This is a genomic window from Marinobacterium sp. xm-d-579 (assembly GCF_013282935.1).
Taxonomy (GTDB): domain Bacteria; phylum Pseudomonadota; class Gammaproteobacteria; order Pseudomonadales; family Balneatricaceae; genus Marinobacterium_E.
Window position 1 is genome coordinate 353,554 of sequence record NZ_WBYP01000001.1, and the last position, 17,743, is coordinate 371,296.

Below are 17,743 nucleotides of genomic sequence, written 5' to 3' on the forward strand. Positions count from 1 at the left end.
ATCAGAAATAAGATAAAACCTTACATTTCAGAGGTCTACTTCGGTGCTAAACCTGTTCTGGATCCCCCTACTGACACTCATAGGGGTGTTCGTTTCACTTTCTGCCAACAAGGTGTCGAGAACGGCCTGTGCGTTTGCGACGGCCGCACTGCCAGCGGTCGCTTTAGCTACCCTGATCTCTTACGCACCCTCGGTACTCGATGGCGAGCGCTTTGTTGAGCGATTCGAATGGATTCCAGCAGCCGGATTAGAACTCGCCTTCCGACTCGATGGGTTTGCACTGCTGTTTGCCCTGTTGATCTTAGGCATCGGTCTTCTTGTTATCCTCTATGCTCGTTACTACCTCTCAGAGCAGGACAACATGCCGCGCTTCTATGCGATGTTGATTCTCTTCATGACCGCCATGTTGGGTATTGTGCTGTCAGAGAACCTGATTCAACTCTGGCTATTTTGGGAACTGACCAGCATCAGCTCCTTCTTGTTGATCAGCTTCTGGAATCATAAGAGCGAAGCGCGCAAAGGTGCTCGCATGGCACTGACCATTACTGGCATGGGTGGTTTGGCGTTGTTTGCAGGCATTTTGCTGATCGGCCAGGTAGTCGGCAGCTACAACCTGACGGATGTATTGGCTCAAGGGGATCTAATCCGTGGCTCTGAGCTCTACCCCTATATTCTAGTCCTAGTGCTTCTGGGAGCCTTTACTAAGTCGGCACAGTTCCCATTCCACTTCTGGCTGCCCCACGCAATGGCGGCGCCAACGCCGGTCTCTGCTTATCTTCACTCAGCAACCATGGTGAAAGCGGGCATCTTTTTAATGGCTCGACTCTACCCGGCGCTTGCGGGTACCGACATGTGGTTCTTGATCGTCACCTTGACCGGCCTTGCCACCTTGCTGGTTGGCGCTTACATGGCTCTGTTTAAGCACGATCTTAAGGGGCTTCTCGCCTACTCCACTATCAGTCACTTAGGTCTAATCACACTACTGCTCGGTTTAAACTCGAAGCTTGCGGCGGTCGCTGCCACCTTCCACATCATTAACCACGCGACCTTTAAGGCTTCACTGTTCATGGCAGCGGGCATCATCGATCATGAGACGGGTTCACGGGATATGCGCAAGTTGAACGGCTTGTGGCGATACATGCCTCACACAGCAATGCTAGCGATGGTCGCGGCACTGGCCATGGCAGGGGTACCGCTACTGAACGGTTTCCTATCAAAAGAGATGTTCTTTGCAGAGACCTTACAGCAAGGGTCACTCGGTGCGCTCTCGTGGATTCTGCCTGTTCTAGCGACCGTTGCAGGCATCTTCTCAGTTGCCTACTCGTTGCGCTTCATTCATGACGTCTTCTTTAACGGTGAACCGATCAATCTTCCTAAAACACCGCATGAGCCTCCACGCTACATGAAGATTCCGGTCGAGATACTGGTCGCACTCTGTTTTGTCGTGGGTATTGCCCCTGGTCTGGTAGTTGCAGAGATTCTACACAGCGCTGCAACCTCTCTGCTGCAAGGCGAGACGCCCTACTACAGCTTGGCCATATGGCACGGATTTAACTTCCCACTGCTGATGAGTTTCATTGCACTGTTGGGTGGCATTGTCGTCTACGCGACCCGTAAGCAGTTGTTTGAGTTTCAGGCGCAATTCCCTGAACGAGACGCTAAAGCGATCTTTGATCAAAACATCAAGCGCATTGTGGATGCTGCCACAAGAATTTACGGCACACTTGAGAACGGATCGCTGCAACGCTACACCATGCTGTTCATCTTGAGTGTTGCGCTCTTTACGACGGTTCCAATGACGAAGCTGATCAATTTAGAGGGAGCACGCCCACTGCTGCCGGTCGATGGTATTAGCATCGTCGCTACCATCATTTTGGTCGTCTCCACACTGGTGACGCTGATCTGGCACCGCAAACGGATGATCGCACTGATTGCTGTCTCGGTCGTCGGCTTAATCGTCTCGCTTATCTTTGCCCGCTTCTCAGCACCTGACCTAGCACTGACTCAACTCTCAGTTGAAGTGGTCACGGTGATACTGTTGATGCTCGCACTCTTCTTCTTACCACAGGTCACTGCAAAAGCCGCTAGCCCCTCATCGGTGGTACGTGATCTTGGTTTGGCAACCTTGATTGGTGGTGTAATGGCAACCATTAGTTACGCCATGATGACGCATCCGCAAACCTCGATTGCCGACTTCTTCATCGCCAATTCAAAAATAGGCGGTGGTGGTACCAATGTGGTCAACGTGATTCTGGTCGACTTCAGGGGCTTTGATACCTTTGGCGAGATCACCGTACTGGGCATTGCCGGTTTAGGTATCTACAAACTGATCGCACGTATGAAACTCTTCATGCCATCAGCTGATCTTAACGGCATACCTTGGAGCAACGATCACCACCCGATGATGCTTGCGACCGTCTCAAGAGCACTGCTTCCTTTAGCACTTTTGGTGTCGGCTTACATCTTCTTACGTGGCCACAACCTGCCAGGTGGTGGCTTTATTGCCGGCCTAGTAACCGCTGTAGCACTGATCCTGCAGTACATCGCCAACGGTGTCGATTTCATGCGCGAACGCTCGAAACTGAACTACCAGTGGCTGATCTCTGTCGGTTTGATCATCGCAGGCGCTACGGGAATGGGCAGCTGGCTGTTTGGCTACCCCTTCTTAAGTTCGTGGTTTGATTACTTCTATCTGCCGGGTATCGGAAAGTTCGAGTTGGCCAGTGCCATGCTGTTTGATCTAGGGGTCTACCTAACCGTCATTGGATCCACCCTACTTATACTCGGGAATCTAGGCGCATTAACGACCCACGCACGTCCAGAGGAGTCTAAATAATGGAGCTATTGATCAGTTTGATTATTGGCCTACTCACCGCTGTGGGGGTATTTCTAGTACTTCGTGGTCGTACTTTCCCAGTGGTACTTGGCTTAACGGTGCTCTCTTACGCTGTGAACCTGTTTATCTTTTCCGCCGGTCGACTCGTCATTGATGGTGCCGCGGTATTGAAATCTGGCCTAGCAATACCGGACCCTGTTCCGCAGGCGCTGGTTCTCACCGCCATTGTTATCGGTTTTGCGATGACCGCCTTCGCGGTCATCCTGGCCATTCGAGCCCGTGCCGACCTAGGTAACGATCATGTCGATGGCCGACTACCAGAACAGAGCGGAGAGCAGAAATGAATCACCTAATCACTCTGCCTATCATTCTGCCGCTTCTGTTAGCCACGCTGCAGCTACTGCCTCTGTTTGAAAAAAGCATTGAGCGCCAACGTGTCATCAGCCTGGTAGGTTCGCTCACTATGGTGATCGTCTCAGTCGCTCTGCTCATGTCAGCATCAGCAGGTAATGTAACGCTTTATGCACTGGGTAACTGGGATGCGCCGTTCGGCATCCAGCTAGTTGGAGATCGTCTATCGAGTCTGATGGTTCTGCTGACCTCTGTTCTGTTATTGGCCGCCAATCTCTATGCCAGCGCAGGTGACGATAACCAAGGGCGCTACTTCTACCCATTGATGATGTTCCAAGCGATGGGGATCAACGGTGCTTTTCTGACAGGGGATATATTCAACCTATTCGTCTTTTTTGAGATCCTGCTGATCGCCTCTTACTCTCTACTGATTCACGGTGGCGGAAAACACAAAACCAGTGCAGCTGTGCACTATGTTTTCCTGAACCTTGTCGGCTCTGCGATCTTTCTGTTTGCGTTAGGCATCATCTACGGCACGCTCGGCACCCTAAACATGGCCGATATGGCGCTGCGAGTACGTGAGCTTAATGAGTCTGAGATTCAACTGACTAAGATTGGCGGCATGATGCTGCTCTCGGTGTTCGCTCTGAAAGCGGCGCTACTGCCTCTACAATTTTGGCTACCAAGAACCTACGCATCGGCCCCAGGCCCCGTTGTGGCGCTCTTTGCCATCATGACCAAAGTGGGCATCTACTCAATCATTCGCGTTCAAAACCTGATCTTTGGTGACAGCGCTGGTGCTCTAACCGATCTAGGACAGGATTGGATCTGGGTATTGGCGCTCGGCACACTGGTGATGGCAACTCTGGGGGTTATTTCAGCACCGAGCGTGAAACGTCTAGCCGCTCACTTAGTCATTTTGTCTGTCGGCACGCTGTTGGTGGCCGTCGGTTTTGGCAGTGCAAACTCGCTATCAGCAGCGCTCTATTACGCCGTTCACTCTACGCTAGCGGGCGCGGCTTTCTTCTTAATCGGGGACATTATCGCTGAGCAGCGTGAACGATCGTTTGACCGAATTGTGGCAGGTCGCTCTTTAGCGCAGCCGATGAGCATTGGCATACTCTTTTTCATTGCAGCTCTAACTCTGATCGGCATGCCACCGCTGTCGGGCTTTATTGGTAAGTTTTTGATCATGAAGTCGATCGACAGCAGCTCCGCACTGGTCTGGGCTTGGCCGCTGTTATTGATCGGCAGTTTGGCAGCACTGGTCGCCTTTTCACGCGCCGGATCGACACTGTTTTGGCGCTCCAACGGTAAACCGGATAGCAGCAAGGCTTCAGCAACTCGTAAATTTGTTGCGGTCGGCATACTGTTGAGCGCTGCACCGTTGATGAGTCTGTTTGCCGGCCCAATCACCCAGTACACAGACGCAACTGTTGAGCAGTTACAGGCGTTTGAGCAGGACCCGACACAGATTATGGCTAAAGGAGTGCAACGATGAGTTTCGTACGATCTTGGCTACCACGCCCCTTCTTATCACTGGTTCTGTTAATTGTCTGGTTGCTGATGAACAACAGTTTCTCGCTCGGGCAAATAGTGCTGGGGTTGATCCTAGCCTTGGGAATCCCACTACTGACAGAACCTCTACAGACTCAACAGATGGCGGTTAAGAGACCGCTAAAACTGATCAGATACATTCTGGTATTACTGTGGGATATCGTGGTCGCCAATCTTGCGGTAGCCAAATTAATTCTAGGGCCAACCAAAGCACTGCAACCTGGTTTTATCGCCTACCCGCTTAACCTAACGGGGGATCTACCGATCACCCTGCTTGCCTCAACCATATCACTAACGCCTGGAACCTTGAGTGCCGAAGTGAGCAAGGATCGAGAGTGGCTCTACATACACGCCCTTGATCTTCCCGACGAGCAAGCGCTGATTGATGAGATTAAACAGCGTTACGAGACCCCGCTGAAGGAGATATTCCAATGTTAGAGATCAGTCTTAAAATCGTCCTCGTCATGATCAGCATCGCTCTTATCATGAACACTTACAGTTTAGTGAGAGGACCCTCGTTGCCCGAGCGCATTCTGAGTTTGGATACGCTCTACATTAACAGTATTGGTTTGATTCTGATCTATGGCATTGTGCAAGCCAGCTCCATCAACTTTGAAGCCGCACTGTTAATCGCCATGCTTGGCTTTGTCAGCACGGCCGCCCTCTGCAAATACCTTCTGCGCGGCGATATCATTGAGTAAGGGATAGGACAGAACAACTATGAATTTTGCGATTGAACTGATCCTATCTCTGCTACTACTGCTAGGAGGATCGTTAATTCTGATTGGCTCACTGGGTCTGATTCGTCTTCCTGACGTTTACACTCGTTTGCACGCGCCTACAAAAGCGACCACCCTCGGTATGGGTGCGATCTTGATTGCATCAATGCTATTCACTCTGTTCGATCAGGGTTCATTAAGTGTGCAGCAACTCTTGATCACGCTGTTCCTGTTCATCAGCGCCCCTTTGACAGGGCACCTGTTAGCCAAAACAGCCATGCATCAGCGCTTAAAACAGATCGACAAGACCAAAAACGCGGAACTGATTGAAGTAGCTCGGGATCGAGAAGCTCCCAATCACTCTTCGGATTGAGGCAAGGCTAGGCTCGACGTCACCAACGGCTCACCGGCCTCTAATCGACGGTGAGTATCTTCGATGGATCGATCCTTAGGGTAGATCGCTTTTGCTTGATCAATCAGCGCTAGCGCACCCTCCTCATCCCCAATATTCTGACGAGCAATCGCCACATCTCTATAGAGTTGAATATCCGGTATCTGTTCAAGATAAGCTTCGCCCCACTCAATAAAGCCCAATACAGCATTCTGATCTTGATGCTCTATCGCACCATAGAGTGAAGAGCGCATTACAAAGTACTCACCCAACTCTTTAAAGTAGACATTGTTGAGCGCGAACCTCAAATGGGTGGGCTCAGTGCCGCGATGTTTGTAGTACTGCATGATTCCGGTCTGCGACAACAGCGAGTGAACCAAAAAGAGCACCATAATCGGCACAATGAATAGTGGACTACCTTTCAAAAGAGCGGTCGCACCCAGCGAGAGTTTGACCGGTTTGATAAGAGTGCGGTACGAGAAGAGCACGGCTAACAGCAGTGTCAGTAGAATCCAGTGGTATGTTGAAATATAAAAAGGTAACTCTGTCTGGGTATGCAGAGCGATGGGTAATAGCAGTGCGGCAAGCGCCAACCCCTCTCCCCACCCTAAACGGATCAACTGCAACACAACCCCTAAGACCGCGATACCAATGGCCAGCATTGCGACCAAGCCGCCCTCGTCCATCCAAAACAGCAGTTCATTGTGAGGATGGGAGAATCGAGGACTTCCATCGACCGCTGACGCGTCCGTTGTCTGATAGTAGGTGACACGCTCTTTTTGGAATTCAGACTGGAAGCTACCGATGCCGTGACCAAACAGCGGCGAGCGTTCAAAAACATCATAGGCGATACGATAGATATGAGGACGAGCGTCCTTACCCTCTTCAGCCAGTTTTTCGATCTTGTTGTAGGCCTGCAGCGCCCCATCATTGGCTTGATAACCGGCAATAGCTCCGGTTCCCAGTGTGAATGCCAACGCAATCGCCAATAGCGGCTGACTGATCAACGCTTTAATACGCCCTGCGCAGATCAACAACAGCGCTAGCACAGCACCGATCAAACCGACCCTAGAACCGGATGCAGTGACCTCTAGTGATGCTAGAAACAGCGTTAGAAAGAGCGCTGATTTTTGCGGCCAGCGCTGTTCATTGAAGGTTTTCGTAGTCGCTAACCAGAGTGCCAACGCCACCGCTGTTGCCATCAATGAGGCTTGTAAATTGGGTTGCTGGAACATCCCCAGCAGCCGATTGCCCGATGAGATAGGCACCCAACCTCTAAACAGTGGGTGTGAAATCATCTGTACCAGGCCGACCAGAGCATGAATCAACATCGACGCCAATAACAGATAGAGCAACTGATTCATCTGTTGCTCACTGAGTCGATACTGCAACACGGATAACCAGAGCGCGATACCACCAAACACCACACCGAGTCGAATCAGCCACTCGCCGGGGCGATCCATACCTGAGACAAACCCCGTCAGGTAGAGCCCTATCGGCATTGCTAAAATTAACCAAAGGTAGTTTGGACGCACCCATTCACCAGACTCTATAATCTTGAAAATGGCGCCCGCAATGATAAAGAGCACCGGCAACCAGACCACCGCATTAAACGGTAGATTCAACCCTTCACCACCTAAATTGTCTTGGTAATAGAAGGGCGCAACCAGAAACAGCAGGCTCAAAAGAATCGTTAAAACTTTAGATGCACGACTCTCATCTGAATCTTGGCCCAATAGTTGCATGTAATCTCCGTAAGTTTGGGTAAATAGCTGATGACTATTAAGTAATAGCACATGTAAGAAAATTGTCGTGCATTTATGCTTATAATGACAGTTATACCTACAAAGTAGATTTGTTGATAAAGGAAATTCAATGCTCTCTAAAGTGATCATCCCCGTTGCCGGCCTCGGTACTCGAGTTCTTCCAGCCTCTAAAGCCATTCCTAAAGAGATGCTGCCCGTCGTCGATAAACCGGTTATCCAACACGTCGTAGAAGAGGCCGCACGCGCAGGATTTCGCCAGATTGTTCTAGTAACTCGTTCTGGCAAAGAGTCGATCGAAAACCATTTCGATGCCAACTACGAGCTAGAGCAGATGCTTGCCCTTAAGAATAAGACTGCTCTTTTGAATGCGGTAGAGAACTCACTACCAAAGGGCATCGAGGTCATCTCTGTGCGCCAACCTAGTGCAAAAGGTTTGGGGCATGCGGTGTTGTGTGCTGCCCACGTCATTGGTTCAGAGGACTTTGCAGTCATGCTGCCCGATATGGTGATTGACGATGAGGGTCTTGCCAGCGACTTCTCTGAGATGGTGAAACGTTACCAGAAAAACGGTTCTGGCCAGATCATGGTAGAGGGCGTACCACAGGAACATGTGGATCGTTACGGTATCGTTGATTGCGGCGGCCAACAGTTGACCGCCGGCACAGGCGCCCCAATTCATGGCATGGTTGAGAAACCACCCGTCGATCAAGCGCCATCAAACCAAGCGATTGTCGGTCGTTACATTCTGCCTAACCGTGTGATGGAGCTGTTGAAGACGACACAACCCGGTGCCGGCGGCGAAATCCAACTGACCGATGCGATGCTTGAGCTACTGTCAGAATCAACAATGGAGGCCTACAGCATGCGCGGCACCGTCTATGACTGTGGTAACAAAGCGGGTCTTCTACAAGCTAACCTTGCATTCGGTTTGAAGCACCCTGAAACCGCTGATGCGATGCGTGACTTCCTAGCTAAGAAGCAACTCTAAGAGGTCGATATGACTCAAGCTTGGTCGAAACTGGAACAATCAGCTGCACGCCTGAGTGCACAGCATCTTCGTGAATTGATCGATACCGATCAACGCTTTGAATCACTCTCGTTCCGACATGAAGGGATGTTGATGGACCTCAGTCGTCAGCGCATTGATGCTCAGGTGATGAATGAGCTACTTGCACTGGCCGACGAGAAGCAGCTTCCGTCAGCCATCAAAGCGCTGTTACAAGGTGAGCACGTCAACAACACGGAAGACAGAGCGGCGCTTCACTCTGCACTGCGCCTACCTAAAAGTGCACAGCTCCAAGTCGATGACCAAGATGTTGTCAGTGATGTTCACAAAACCTTGGATCGCATGGAGCAGTTTGTTAACCAGATCCATCAGGGTCAGTGGCGTGGCTACACCGGTAAACCGATCACCGACGTGGTCAACATCGGTGTCGGCGGGTCTGATCTTGGTCCGTTGATGATCTGTGAAGCGACCCACCAGTTCCGACCAGAAGCGTCATTGAACATCGGTTTGCACTTTGTCTCCTCAATGGATGGTAGTCAGCTTTCAAATCTTCTGCTTGAGTTGGATTCAGAGACCACCCTGTTCGTTCTATCGTCCAAATCCTTTGGCACCATTGATACGCTGGCTAACGCGGCAACAGCAGTGGACTGGCTTCAAGAGCGTAGCGGTTTAAATCGTGAGCTTCTGATCAAACAGCACTTCATTGGCGTCACTGCCGCTCCTGAAAAAGCCATCGCTTGGGGCCTTTCTGAAGAGACACTGCTAGAGTTTTGGGAGTGGACCGGTGGACGCTACTCGCTCTGGTCCGCGATCGGCCTACCGATTGCTATCAGCATAGGGATGCAGGGCTTCCGTGATCTGCTGGCTGGTGCACACAGCATGGATAAACATTTCGAAGAGGCTGAGTTTGCCAACAACCTTCCAGTGCTTCTGGCTCTGATCGGTATCTGGAACATCAACTTCCAGGACATTCATGCCCATGCGATCTTGCCGTATGACGGTCGATTAGCCCATCTTCCCGCTTATCTAGAGCAGTTGGAGATGGAGAGTAACGGTAAGAGTGTTGGCATTGACGGAAGCTCAATTGCACAGCGCACCTGTCCGATTCTTTGGGGCGAGATTGGCCCGAACGCACAGCATGCGTTTTACCAGCTTCTTCACCAGGGTACCGAGCGTGTGATGTGTGACTTTATTGTCCCTGCACGTCGCTACGTCGATCGAGAGAGCTCACTGCAAGAGCAGCACCAGTTGGCGCTGGCCAACTGTTTAGCTCAAGCTCGCGTGCTGGCGCTAGGCGATGCTGCGCTGACCGATGGCATTGAGCGTCCAGCCTGGCAGCGCTACTTCGGCAACCAGCCTAGCACGGTTCTGATGCTGGATGAGCTAACGCCCTATAATTTAGGGAGCCTGATCGCACTCTATGAACATAAGGTCTACGTTCAAGCGGTCATCTGGGGCATCAACCCATTTGACCAGTGGGGTGTTGAGCTGGGTAAAAAAGTGGCGAACGATCTAATTACTGCACTCAACCAAAGTGCCGACCATCAGTACGACCCTGCTACGGAGGGACTACTGAATGAGATTCAAAATTTGCGAGGTAACGGACAATGAAGATCAGCGTTTGGGGACACGAACTCAGCGCATGGATTGCCCGTGCGCAATTGGCTGCCTATGGTAATGACATCTACCACGCAGTCGCTGATAACGAACCCATTGAGAGCCACTTACGATCTGAGCCAGGACTTCTGACCAGCATCCAAGCGGCCGAGTTTAATCAGCGTCTGATTATCGACCCTCACAAGGCTCTGGAGTCCGAAGTTCACTGGATAGCCATGGAGTCGAGCGATTTTGCTGAAGCGAAAATATTGGTCGAGCGTTTAGCTGAATCGGACAAACCTCTGCTTCTAATTAACCAGAGTAACTTTGGCGTCGGCGCCAGCGATGAACTGCAGTCGATGCTGGATGAGAGCAAAGGGCAGTACGTTGTCTACTTCCCGGATGTGCTGCAAGCGGGCCAAGCGATGCAGCAGTTTGCCAACCCTCAAGCTCTGCTAATCGGCAGTGAGCACGAGGTAGCAACAGAGCTACTACTCAGCCTGTTACGCCCCTTCCACTTAGGGCAGAGAGCCATTCAGCGTATGACACGCCGTGAGGCCGAGTTCGTTAAGTATGCGATCACCGGTATCTTGGCGCTCCGTCTAGGCTACATTAACGAGATGGCGGGACTGTGCGATCAGCTAGGCATCGATATCGATGCGATTCGCCGTGGCATGACTACCGATGTGCGTATCGGTAGTCACTACCTGCAACCAGGCTCTGGATTTGGTGGTCAGCAGTTCACCCAATATCTAGAAGGACTATCAACACTACTCAGTGAACAGAAGGGCTCTGTCTTTGTCGATACCCTACTGCAGCAGAATGAGGTCAATAAAGAGTGGCCATTTAGAACGCTGTGGCAACACTATCAGTGTGACCTGAGTAACAAGACCTTTGCTATCTGGGGCGTTGCGTTCAAGCCAGGTGTGGCCGACGTTGAGACCTCACCCGCATTGCGCGTCATCGATGCACTGTTGGCGCAAGGGGCTAAACTACAGATCCATGATCCTGAAGCGCTACAGACACTGGCCGCGCGCTATCCAGGCAACCAGCAGATACAACTGATGACACATAACTATGACGCCTGTGAGGGCGCCGATGCGCTGTTGGTACTGACGGCTTGGCCAGAGTACGCATCACCCGACTTCAATCGCATCGCCTCTCAGTTGGAGAATCCTCTTATCATTGATGGGCGCAATCTGTATGATCCAAACCGCGTCCAATCAGCGGGAATTACCTACTACTGTATGGGACGCAGCTGTTTAACCAACGCCTAATTTCAAAAGGTTGCTGTGACCCATAAAAAGATTGAACACGCCCAGCTAAACTGGCGTGACGAACAACCCGAGTCGACTCAGTTTGGTGATATCTACTTCAGTGTTGAAGATGGTATCGCTGAGACTGAGCATGTGTTCATTCAATCCAATCAGCTTCCAGAGAGACTAGCATCACTCGACAAGCCAATGTTCACCATTGGTGAAACCGGATTTGGTACCGGACTTAATTTCCTAGTAGCTCGTCACCATTTTTTAACGACGGCTAAACCGCAGCAAACACTGCACTTCATCAGTTGTGAAAAGTACCCAATGCGCCTCGCTGATCTTAAGCGCGCATTGACACCCATTGGTGCAAAAGAGCCGTTCGCAGAGGGCGTTGATCAACTGGTGAGGCTATGGCCTGCTGCTCTACCTGGGTTTCACCAATTAAGCTTCGACAACGGGAGAATTCAGTTATGGCTCCTATTCGGCGATGCAGCCCAACAACTGTCGCAGATCGACGCCAGAGTGGATGCATGGTTCTTAGATGGGTTCGCTCCGTCAAAAAACCCTGAGATGTGGCACGAAGGTCTGTTTAAACAGCTGGCCAGATTGAGCAGTGAGAACACCAGTTTTGCGACTTTTACTTCTGCCGGCATCGTTAAACGAGGCCTGCAATCGGTGGGTTTTGAGATCAAAAAGATTCCTGGATTCGGCCGAAAGCGAGAGATGATTCACGGCCAATTTATTCAGGCCAGAGATTCACAGTCGCAGACTAAGCCATGGTTAGCTCGCCCGACTGCTCAAGAGAGAGGCAAAAACTGCGCTGTCATCGGGGCTGGGCTTGCCGGTGCTAGCGTTGCTCACGCATTAGCTGAGCGGGGCATAGAGGTTGATCTCTATGAGCGAGCACCGAAACCCGCAACGGGCGGCTCCGGTAACCCACAAGGGGCGCTCTATGCCAAGTTACCGGCGGTGCCGACTGCGGCATCCCGCGTCCACGCCAACGGCCTGCAGTTCACCGTCAATCAACTCAAGGCATTAAACCTTGATGACCAACAGCACGCCGATCTGTGTGGGGTGTTACAGCTCGCTGTCAGTGAAAAAGATCAAAAACTGCAGCAGAAGTTGATCGAAGCAAACAACTACCCTGAATCGCTGGTTAAACGGGTATCTGCAGAAGAGGCGTCTGAACTGGCAGGTACCGTCACAGAACATTCAGCACTCTATTTTCCAGACGCGGGTTGGGCATCGCCTCCTAAACTGGTCGACTATCTACTCAAACATGACAATATTCGCAGCCACTTTAACTGCCCCATTGAAACCCTTGAGCGTGACGGCAGCCAATGGCTAATCAACGGTGAAGCCTATTCACAGGTGGTTATCTGCAGTGCGTATGAGACAGAGCTACTAACAGGGTTAGCGAAGCTTGATCTGAAGCCTATTCGTGGCCAGACCAGCTGGTGCTCATCCGAAGAGACACCGAACTTAAAAACCGTGGTGTGCGGTGAGGGGTACATTTCACCGGCTCTGAATGGACAGTACTGTTTTGGCGCCTCATTTAAGGTGAATGACACTAGTCAGGATCTGAAACAGGCAGAGCACCAACACAACTTAGATCTTCTTGAACGGGCGCTGCCTGAGCTGTCTGAATCGGTGCAAAACAGAGAACTCTCTGGACGAGCATCGCAGCGAGCAGGGACTCGCGACTACCTGCCGATGGTCGGGGCTTTGTGTGATACAGAGAAATTGGTTGAGCAGTACCAGCGCTTAAGTGTCGATGCCAGTACAGAGTTCAATGACACAGCGCCTTGGCTTGAGGGGCTCTATGTCAGTGTGGGGCATGGCTCTAAAGGGTTGATCACCTGCCCTATCGCAGCGGAGATCATTGCCGCGCAAATCACCCACCAGCCCTACCCCTTAGAGCAGGAGTTGGTGGATATCTTATCGCCACAGCGATTTGCGATCCGCGATCTGATTAGAGCGGCTCATTCAAAAGGCTAATGCGAACCGCTAGTAAGCTTGAGCCAGGTTTAATCAGCTAATCGCTTATTCTGAGGCTTGCTCTGCGTTCTGCTGCTGAATCTTGGCAAGATCTTCAGCAGGGATAATGGTTGTGGTCTCGGTTTTACTGTCGAACATGATCAGCGCTTTACCGGTAAGGATCTGCTCTCTCACCTCTTCGACACGCTCTTCAAGACTCACTTCCTGTTCACCGTAGTCTGTCCCATCACGGGTAACAAACTCTTCGATCATGCCACGTAGGGCATCATCCGAAAGCATATTCGCTGGAACAATCACTACACTCTTCCTAACAACTGGTTAAATTCATTTTCATCTAGCACGCGGATGCCCAACTGCTCTGCTTTGGCCAATTTGGACCCAGCACCGGGTCCTGCGACCACCGCATCCGTTTTGGACGAGACACTGCCAGAGACCTTCGCACCCATCTCTTGAAGAAGCGCTTTCGCTTCACTGCGTCCCATAGTTTCAAGCGTACCAGTAAGCACCCAAGTCTGCCCTTCTAATGGCGCACTGGCGTCGCTGACCCTTCTCTCAGAGTACCAATGCATACCGAACTCAATCAGCTGCGTTTCAAAACGCTGCAACTGTTGGCACCAAGTCTCATCTTGGATCGCTTCTAGGACGCCAGCTGCCGCACGACTACTCAATTTAGGCACAGCTTTAAGCGCATCTTCATCTGCAGCCAAAAGCGCTTCGACTGTTTCAAAATGGGCTGCCAAAGCCTTAGCACCGGTCGCTGCTACACCTTTAATGTTAGACCCCTCAATCAGCTCAGCAAAGCTGACACTGGCCTGCAGCTTGGCGGCAATCTGCTCCTGCTCTTCCAGTTGAATGCCTAACGACAGGAGATCATCCAGAACCTTCTGGTTATGCTCCTCCGCCATAAAGTGGGTAATCTCATGGGCTACTTCCAGACCAATATCGGGAAGAAGGGTCAAAGTACGAGACTGCGCCTGACGAATTCGTTCAAGCGTCCCCAGACTTAGCGCTAAAGTTCGAGCAGTCTCTTCCCCTACTTCAGGAATACCGAGGGCATAGATAAAGCGAGCTAGAGAGATGGTTTTAGACTGACCGACCGCATCGATCAGGTTTTGCGCTGACAGCTCAGCATAGCCTTCGAGGCTTAACACCTGATCTTTGGTCAGTCTAAACAGGTCCGCTGGAGATTTGACCAGCTCACGATCCACCAGTTGTTCAATCGCCTTGTCGCCAAGACCATCAATATCGAGCGCTTTACGTGAGACGAAGTGGATCAATGCTTGCTTTAACTGAGCACTGCAACTGAGGCGCCCAACACAACGGTAGACCGAGCCTTCGACCTTCTGCTCCTGACCTTTGCTGCGCTTAACGAGTTGCACACGCTCTACCTCAGAGCCACACACAGGACAAGCAGACGGGATAGCAATGGGCTTCTCATCACCGGTGCGACGATCGGTAGCCACTTTGACGATCTGAGGAATAACATCACCTGCACGGCGAATAACGACCCAATCCCCTACTTTCGCATCCAGTCGCGCGATCTCATCCATGTTGTGTAGGGTGGCATTACTGACCGTGACTCCACCGACGAATACGGGTTCTAAACGAGCAACAGGGGTCACTGCACCTGTACGGCCAACTTGGAAATCAACATCGAGAAGCTGTGTCACCTCCTCTTGGGCAGGGTACTTAAACGCAGTCGCCCAGCGAGGATCACGTGAGCGGAAGCCTAGGGTCTCTTGCACCTCTCGCGAATCGCACTTCAATACCACGCCATCTATGTCATAAGGGAGGGCGTCACGTTTAGCACCCAGAGCCTCGATGTAGTCGAAGCAGGCATCCGCGCCCTCAACACGATCGATTTGATCACTGATCTTGAGGCCCCAGCTATTAATTAACTGAAGAGTCTCATAGTAACTATCAGGCAGCTCATCCGAACCGACACCCGTTCCATAACAGCAGAAGGTCAAAGGACGACTGGCGGTAATGGATGGGTCGAGCTGACGCAGGCTGCCTGCTGCAGCATTACGCGGATTCACAAAGCTCTTTTGACCCGTCTCACGCGCCTGTTGATTGAGCGCTTCAAACCCAGCACGCGGCATATAGACCTCGCCACGTACTTCAATGCGCTCTGGCCAACCAGCTCCCATCAATTTCAGAGGGACACTTTGAATGGTGCGTACGTTGCTGGTGATATCTTCTCCGGTAGAGCCATCTCCACGGGTCGCTGCTCGAACCAACATGCCGTTCTCATAGAGGACGCTGACGGCCAGACCATCCAGTTTAGGTTCAAGCGTAATCGCCAGAGAGTCATCGCTATCCAACCCTTCTTGAGCACGGCGGTAGAATGCATGAACCTCGTCACGATTGAACTGGTTGCTCAGACTCAGCATAGGGATCTCGTGCACCACCTCGGCGAAGCCACCCTCGGGTTTAGCGCCGACACGTTGTGTTGGCGAATCCGCGGTAACTAGCTCAGGATGATCTGCTTCCAGTGATTCGAGTTGGCGATAGAGGTGGTCATACTCAGCATCCGTGACCGAGGGATCATCGAGTACATAATAGCGATAGGCGTGCTGTTGGAGCTGCTCTCTGAGCTCCAGAATCTGTTGTTCAATCGACATAAGGTTTGGACTTATTTGGATTTGCGAGTACGACGGCTCTTAGCGCGTGAACGAAGCTTGTAGGCCTTCACCAACTCACGATAGTGCTCTTGAGTTTGTGGGCGCATCACTGAACGATCACTGTCGAGCATCTCACCGCCCAGTGCCTTAGCCAACGTCTCCGCCGTGGCCAACATGCAATCAACCGCGTAGGAAGGATCACGTGGTTCGGTCATCGACATAAAGAAGGTGACCGCAGGCGTCTCATGTTCAGCCAAGGTCTCTATGTTGAATGAGCCAGGTTCACCCACATCACTCATGGTAAATTGAATCGGTGAGTGATCACTGTTGTCTTCGTAACGATGGAAAAGATCCATCTGACCAAACTCCATACCACAGCGCTCAACCACGGTTTGAATATGAGCACCCGATAGCGAGCCACCCTTAGGTGCAACGACAAAGACAACTAAGCGGGTTTCTGGATCACTGAGATCAAGTTCACGGAACTGTCGTCCGGTCGATGGAGATGCAGCGGCGACTGCAGCCTCTTGAGTCTCGGAGTCCTGCATAGCATCACTCTGGTCGTTCAGCTCAGGCTCTTCGATCTCTGGCAGCGAGCTCACCAGTGATTCAATATCCTCAAGCGGTTCATCAACGGCATCTACATTAGGCTCAAGAAGCTGATCGAACTCACTGGTCTCTGGTTCGGGCTTTTTGACAGGTGATTTGCGTTTACGAACTGGCTTCTCTTTTTTGGCGCCCGCATCGACCAACTCATGAATTGGGCGATCTAGATCTAGACCAAATAGGTCATCGACGTGACCGACAGGTTGTTCTGCAACGGGTTCAGGCTCTGGCTCTGGCTCTGGCTCTGGCTCTGGCTCTGGCTCTGGCTCTGGCTCTGGCTCTGCAGTCTGTTCGACTGTAATCTCTTGTTCAAGCGCCTCTTCAGGTGACTCGTCAGCAATTTCAACTTCAGGTGCTGCGGGCTCTTCCTGAACGGCTTCCTCTTGGATTGCCTCTTCTTGGACAGACTCTTCTAGAACGGCTTCTTCGATGGGTTGCTCAAGCGTTTCTTCAGGCTCAGTGCTATCTTCAGGCTCAGGACTGTTCTCAAGCTCAAGGCTACTTACAGGCTCAGGACTGCTCTCAAGCTCAGGGCTGTTCTCAGACTCAGGGCTGTCAATAGAGAGCGTCGGCTCACTGGGCTTAAGATTGGTTTTGCGAGGAGCCGATACGATACCTTCATCCGATAGGCTATCAAATGGATCGGGCTCAAGATCATCGACTCGAAGATCAGCGAGAGGGTCATCAATCACTGGCTCAGCTTCAACAGAGGATTGTTCAGGCTGCGCCGTTAGACTATCAAGTGGGTCTTCAGTTTGACTGGCTTGCTGAGCTTCGGCTGCCATTAAGGCATCGATATCGGGGCGCTCAACTTTGCGCTTTACTCGAGCACCCCCGTTAGGCAGTTCAGGATTATGTTTATCGGCAATTTCATCAGTGTCAGTCGATTCAGAGGAGGGATCGATCTTCATGCGGATTCGATTGGAGCCACCGCTGATACGTCGCCATCCATCGACAAGGATAAGCAGAATCAGCACGGCACCTGCCGCCATCAACCAATCTCTTAACTCCATTAAACGCTATCCTTGAAC

The 17,743-nt window shown here is 51.5% G+C and carries 14 protein-coding genes; 10 read left to right on the top strand and 4 right to left on the bottom strand.

The features are described from left to right. The first annotated feature begins 43 nt into the window (after nt 1-43). Genes XMD579_RS01810 through XMD579_RS01835 form a run of 6 tightly spaced genes read left to right on the top strand, consistent with a single transcriptional unit; the run spans nt 44 to nt 5,836 of the window. Nucleotides 44-2,836 (top strand): monovalent cation/H+ antiporter subunit A, encoded by a 2,793-nt coding sequence (locus XMD579_RS01810; RefSeq protein ID WP_173495194.1) that lies wholly within the window; start codon nt 44-46, stop codon nt 2,834-2,836. Continuing rightward, the gene (locus XMD579_RS01815; protein WP_173480403.1) at nt 2,836-3,180 is read left to right on the top strand and encodes a Na+/H+ antiporter subunit C; all 345 of its coding nucleotides are present in this window, start codon (nt 2,836-2,838) and stop codon (nt 3,178-3,180) included. The genes XMD579_RS01810 and XMD579_RS01815 overlap by 1 nt, the downstream gene beginning before the upstream one ends. Next, a complete protein-coding gene (locus XMD579_RS01820; protein WP_173505721.1) occupies nt 3,177-4,688 on the top strand; it encodes a monovalent cation/H+ antiporter subunit D in 1,512 nt (503 codons plus the stop codon). The genes XMD579_RS01815 and XMD579_RS01820 overlap by 4 nt, the downstream gene beginning before the upstream one ends. Beyond that, on the top strand, nt 4,685-5,182 hold the full coding sequence (locus tag XMD579_RS01825) for a Na+/H+ antiporter subunit E (RefSeq protein WP_173482858.1): 498 nt from the start codon (nt 4,685-4,687) through the stop codon (nt 5,180-5,182). The genes XMD579_RS01820 and XMD579_RS01825 overlap by 4 nt, the downstream gene beginning before the upstream one ends. Further along, nucleotides 5,176-5,445 carry a K+/H+ antiporter subunit F gene (locus tag XMD579_RS01830; protein WP_173480400.1) on the top strand — a complete coding sequence of 90 codons (270 nt, stop codon included), beginning with the start codon at nt 5,176-5,178 and terminating at the stop codon, nt 5,443-5,445. Before XMD579_RS01825 ends, XMD579_RS01830 begins: the two co-directional genes overlap by 7 nt. 19 nt (nt 5,446-5,464) lie before the next feature. After that, nucleotides 5,465-5,836: a Na+/H+ antiporter subunit G gene (locus tag XMD579_RS01835; protein WP_173480399.1), complete on the top strand. Its 372-nt coding sequence runs from the start codon at nt 5,465-5,467 to the stop codon at nt 5,834-5,836. On the opposite strand, the gene XMD579_RS01840 is transcribed toward XMD579_RS01835, so the two are convergent. Continuing rightward, on the bottom strand, nt 5,821-7,599 hold the full coding sequence (locus XMD579_RS01840) for an O-antigen ligase (protein WP_173505722.1): 1,779 nt from the start codon (nt 7,597-7,599) through the stop codon (nt 5,821-5,823). The two genes, XMD579_RS01835 and XMD579_RS01840, sit on opposite strands and share 16 nt — an antisense overlap. A 130-nt stretch (nt 7,600-7,729) precedes the next feature. On the opposite strand from XMD579_RS01840, the gene galU reads away from it, so the two are divergent. Genes galU through mnmC form a run of 4 tightly spaced genes read left to right on the top strand, consistent with a single transcriptional unit; the run spans nt 7,730 to nt 13,482 of the window. Continuing rightward, nucleotides 7,730-8,608, top strand: coding sequence for a UTP--glucose-1-phosphate uridylyltransferase GalU (gene galU, locus XMD579_RS01845; RefSeq protein ID WP_173482860.1), 879 nt, complete (start codon nt 7,730-7,732; stop codon nt 8,606-8,608). A 9-nt stretch (nt 8,609-8,617) separates the two neighbouring features. Then, nucleotides 8,618-10,237, top strand: a complete 1,620-nt coding sequence (pgi, locus tag XMD579_RS01850; RefSeq protein ID WP_173505723.1) for a glucose-6-phosphate isomerase — start codon at nt 8,618-8,620, stop codon at nt 10,235-10,237. Continuing rightward, entirely contained in the window at nt 10,234-11,499 is a 1,266-nt protein-coding gene (locus tag XMD579_RS01855; RefSeq protein WP_173505724.1) for a UDP-glucose/GDP-mannose dehydrogenase family protein, read from the top strand. Before pgi ends, XMD579_RS01855 begins: the two co-directional genes overlap by 4 nt. 15 nt (nt 11,500-11,514) lie before the next feature. Next, nucleotides 11,515-13,482: a bifunctional tRNA (5-methylaminomethyl-2-thiouridine)(34)-methyltransferase MnmD/FAD-dependent 5-carboxymethylaminomethyl-2-thiouridine(34) oxidoreductase MnmC gene (mnmC, locus tag XMD579_RS01860; protein ID WP_173505725.1), complete on the top strand. Its 1,968-nt coding sequence runs from the start codon at nt 11,515-11,517 to the stop codon at nt 13,480-13,482. A 45-nt stretch (nt 13,483-13,527) separates the two neighbouring features. On the opposite strand, the gene XMD579_RS01865 is transcribed toward mnmC, so the two are convergent. From XMD579_RS01865 to zipA, 3 genes are read right to left on the bottom strand one after another with little or no spacing between them, the layout of a single operon-like run. After that, on the bottom strand, nt 13,528-13,779 hold the full coding sequence (locus tag XMD579_RS01865; RefSeq protein ID WP_371731417.1) for a YheU family protein: 252 nt from the start codon (nt 13,777-13,779) through the stop codon (nt 13,528-13,530). Further along, nucleotides 13,779-16,106: an NAD-dependent DNA ligase LigA gene (ligA, locus tag XMD579_RS01870; protein ID WP_173505726.1), complete on the bottom strand. Its 2,328-nt coding sequence runs from the start codon at nt 16,104-16,106 to the stop codon at nt 13,779-13,781. Before ligA ends, XMD579_RS01865 begins: the two co-directional genes overlap by 1 nt. 11 nt (nt 16,107-16,117) lie before the next feature. Continuing rightward, nucleotides 16,118-17,725 (bottom strand): cell division protein ZipA, encoded by a 1,608-nt coding sequence (zipA, locus tag XMD579_RS01875; protein ID WP_173505727.1) that lies wholly within the window; start codon nt 17,723-17,725, stop codon nt 16,118-16,120. Nucleotides 17,726-17,743: the final 18 nt, after the last annotated feature.

What these genes read in the sequence shown, in the direction of transcription:
- XMD579_RS01815 (WP_173480403.1), top strand. Translation starts at nt 2,836, where the DNA reads ATGGAGCTATTGATCAGTTTGATTATTGGCCTACTCACCGCTGTGGGG.
- XMD579_RS01820 (WP_173505721.1), top strand. Translation starts at nt 3,177, where the DNA reads ATGAATCACCTAATCACTCTGCCTATCATTCTGCCGCTTCTGTTAGCC.
- XMD579_RS01825 (WP_173482858.1), top strand. Translation starts at nt 4,685, where the DNA reads ATGAGTTTCGTACGATCTTGGCTACCACGCCCCTTCTTATCACTGGTT.
- XMD579_RS01830 (WP_173480400.1), top strand. Translation starts at nt 5,176, where the DNA reads ATGTTAGAGATCAGTCTTAAAATCGTCCTCGTCATGATCAGCATCGCT.
- XMD579_RS01835 (WP_173480399.1), top strand. Translation starts at nt 5,465, where the DNA reads ATGAATTTTGCGATTGAACTGATCCTATCTCTGCTACTACTGCTAGGA.
- XMD579_RS01840 (WP_173505722.1), bottom strand. Translation starts at nt 7,599, where the DNA reads ATGCAACTATTGGGCCAAGATTCAGATGAGAGTCGTGCATCTAAAGTT.
- galU (WP_173482860.1), top strand. Translation starts at nt 7,730, where the DNA reads ATGCTCTCTAAAGTGATCATCCCCGTTGCCGGCCTCGGTACTCGAGTT.
- pgi (WP_173505723.1), top strand. Translation starts at nt 8,618, where the DNA reads ATGACTCAAGCTTGGTCGAAACTGGAACAATCAGCTGCACGCCTGAGT.
- XMD579_RS01855 (WP_173505724.1), top strand. Translation starts at nt 10,234, where the DNA reads ATGAAGATCAGCGTTTGGGGACACGAACTCAGCGCATGGATTGCCCGT.
- ligA (WP_173505726.1), bottom strand. Translation starts at nt 16,106, where the DNA reads ATGTCGATTGAACAACAGATTCTGGAGCTCAGAGAGCAGCTCCAACAG.
- zipA (WP_173505727.1), bottom strand. Translation starts at nt 17,725, where the DNA reads ATGGAGTTAAGAGATTGGTTGATGGCGGCAGGTGCCGTGCTGATTCTG.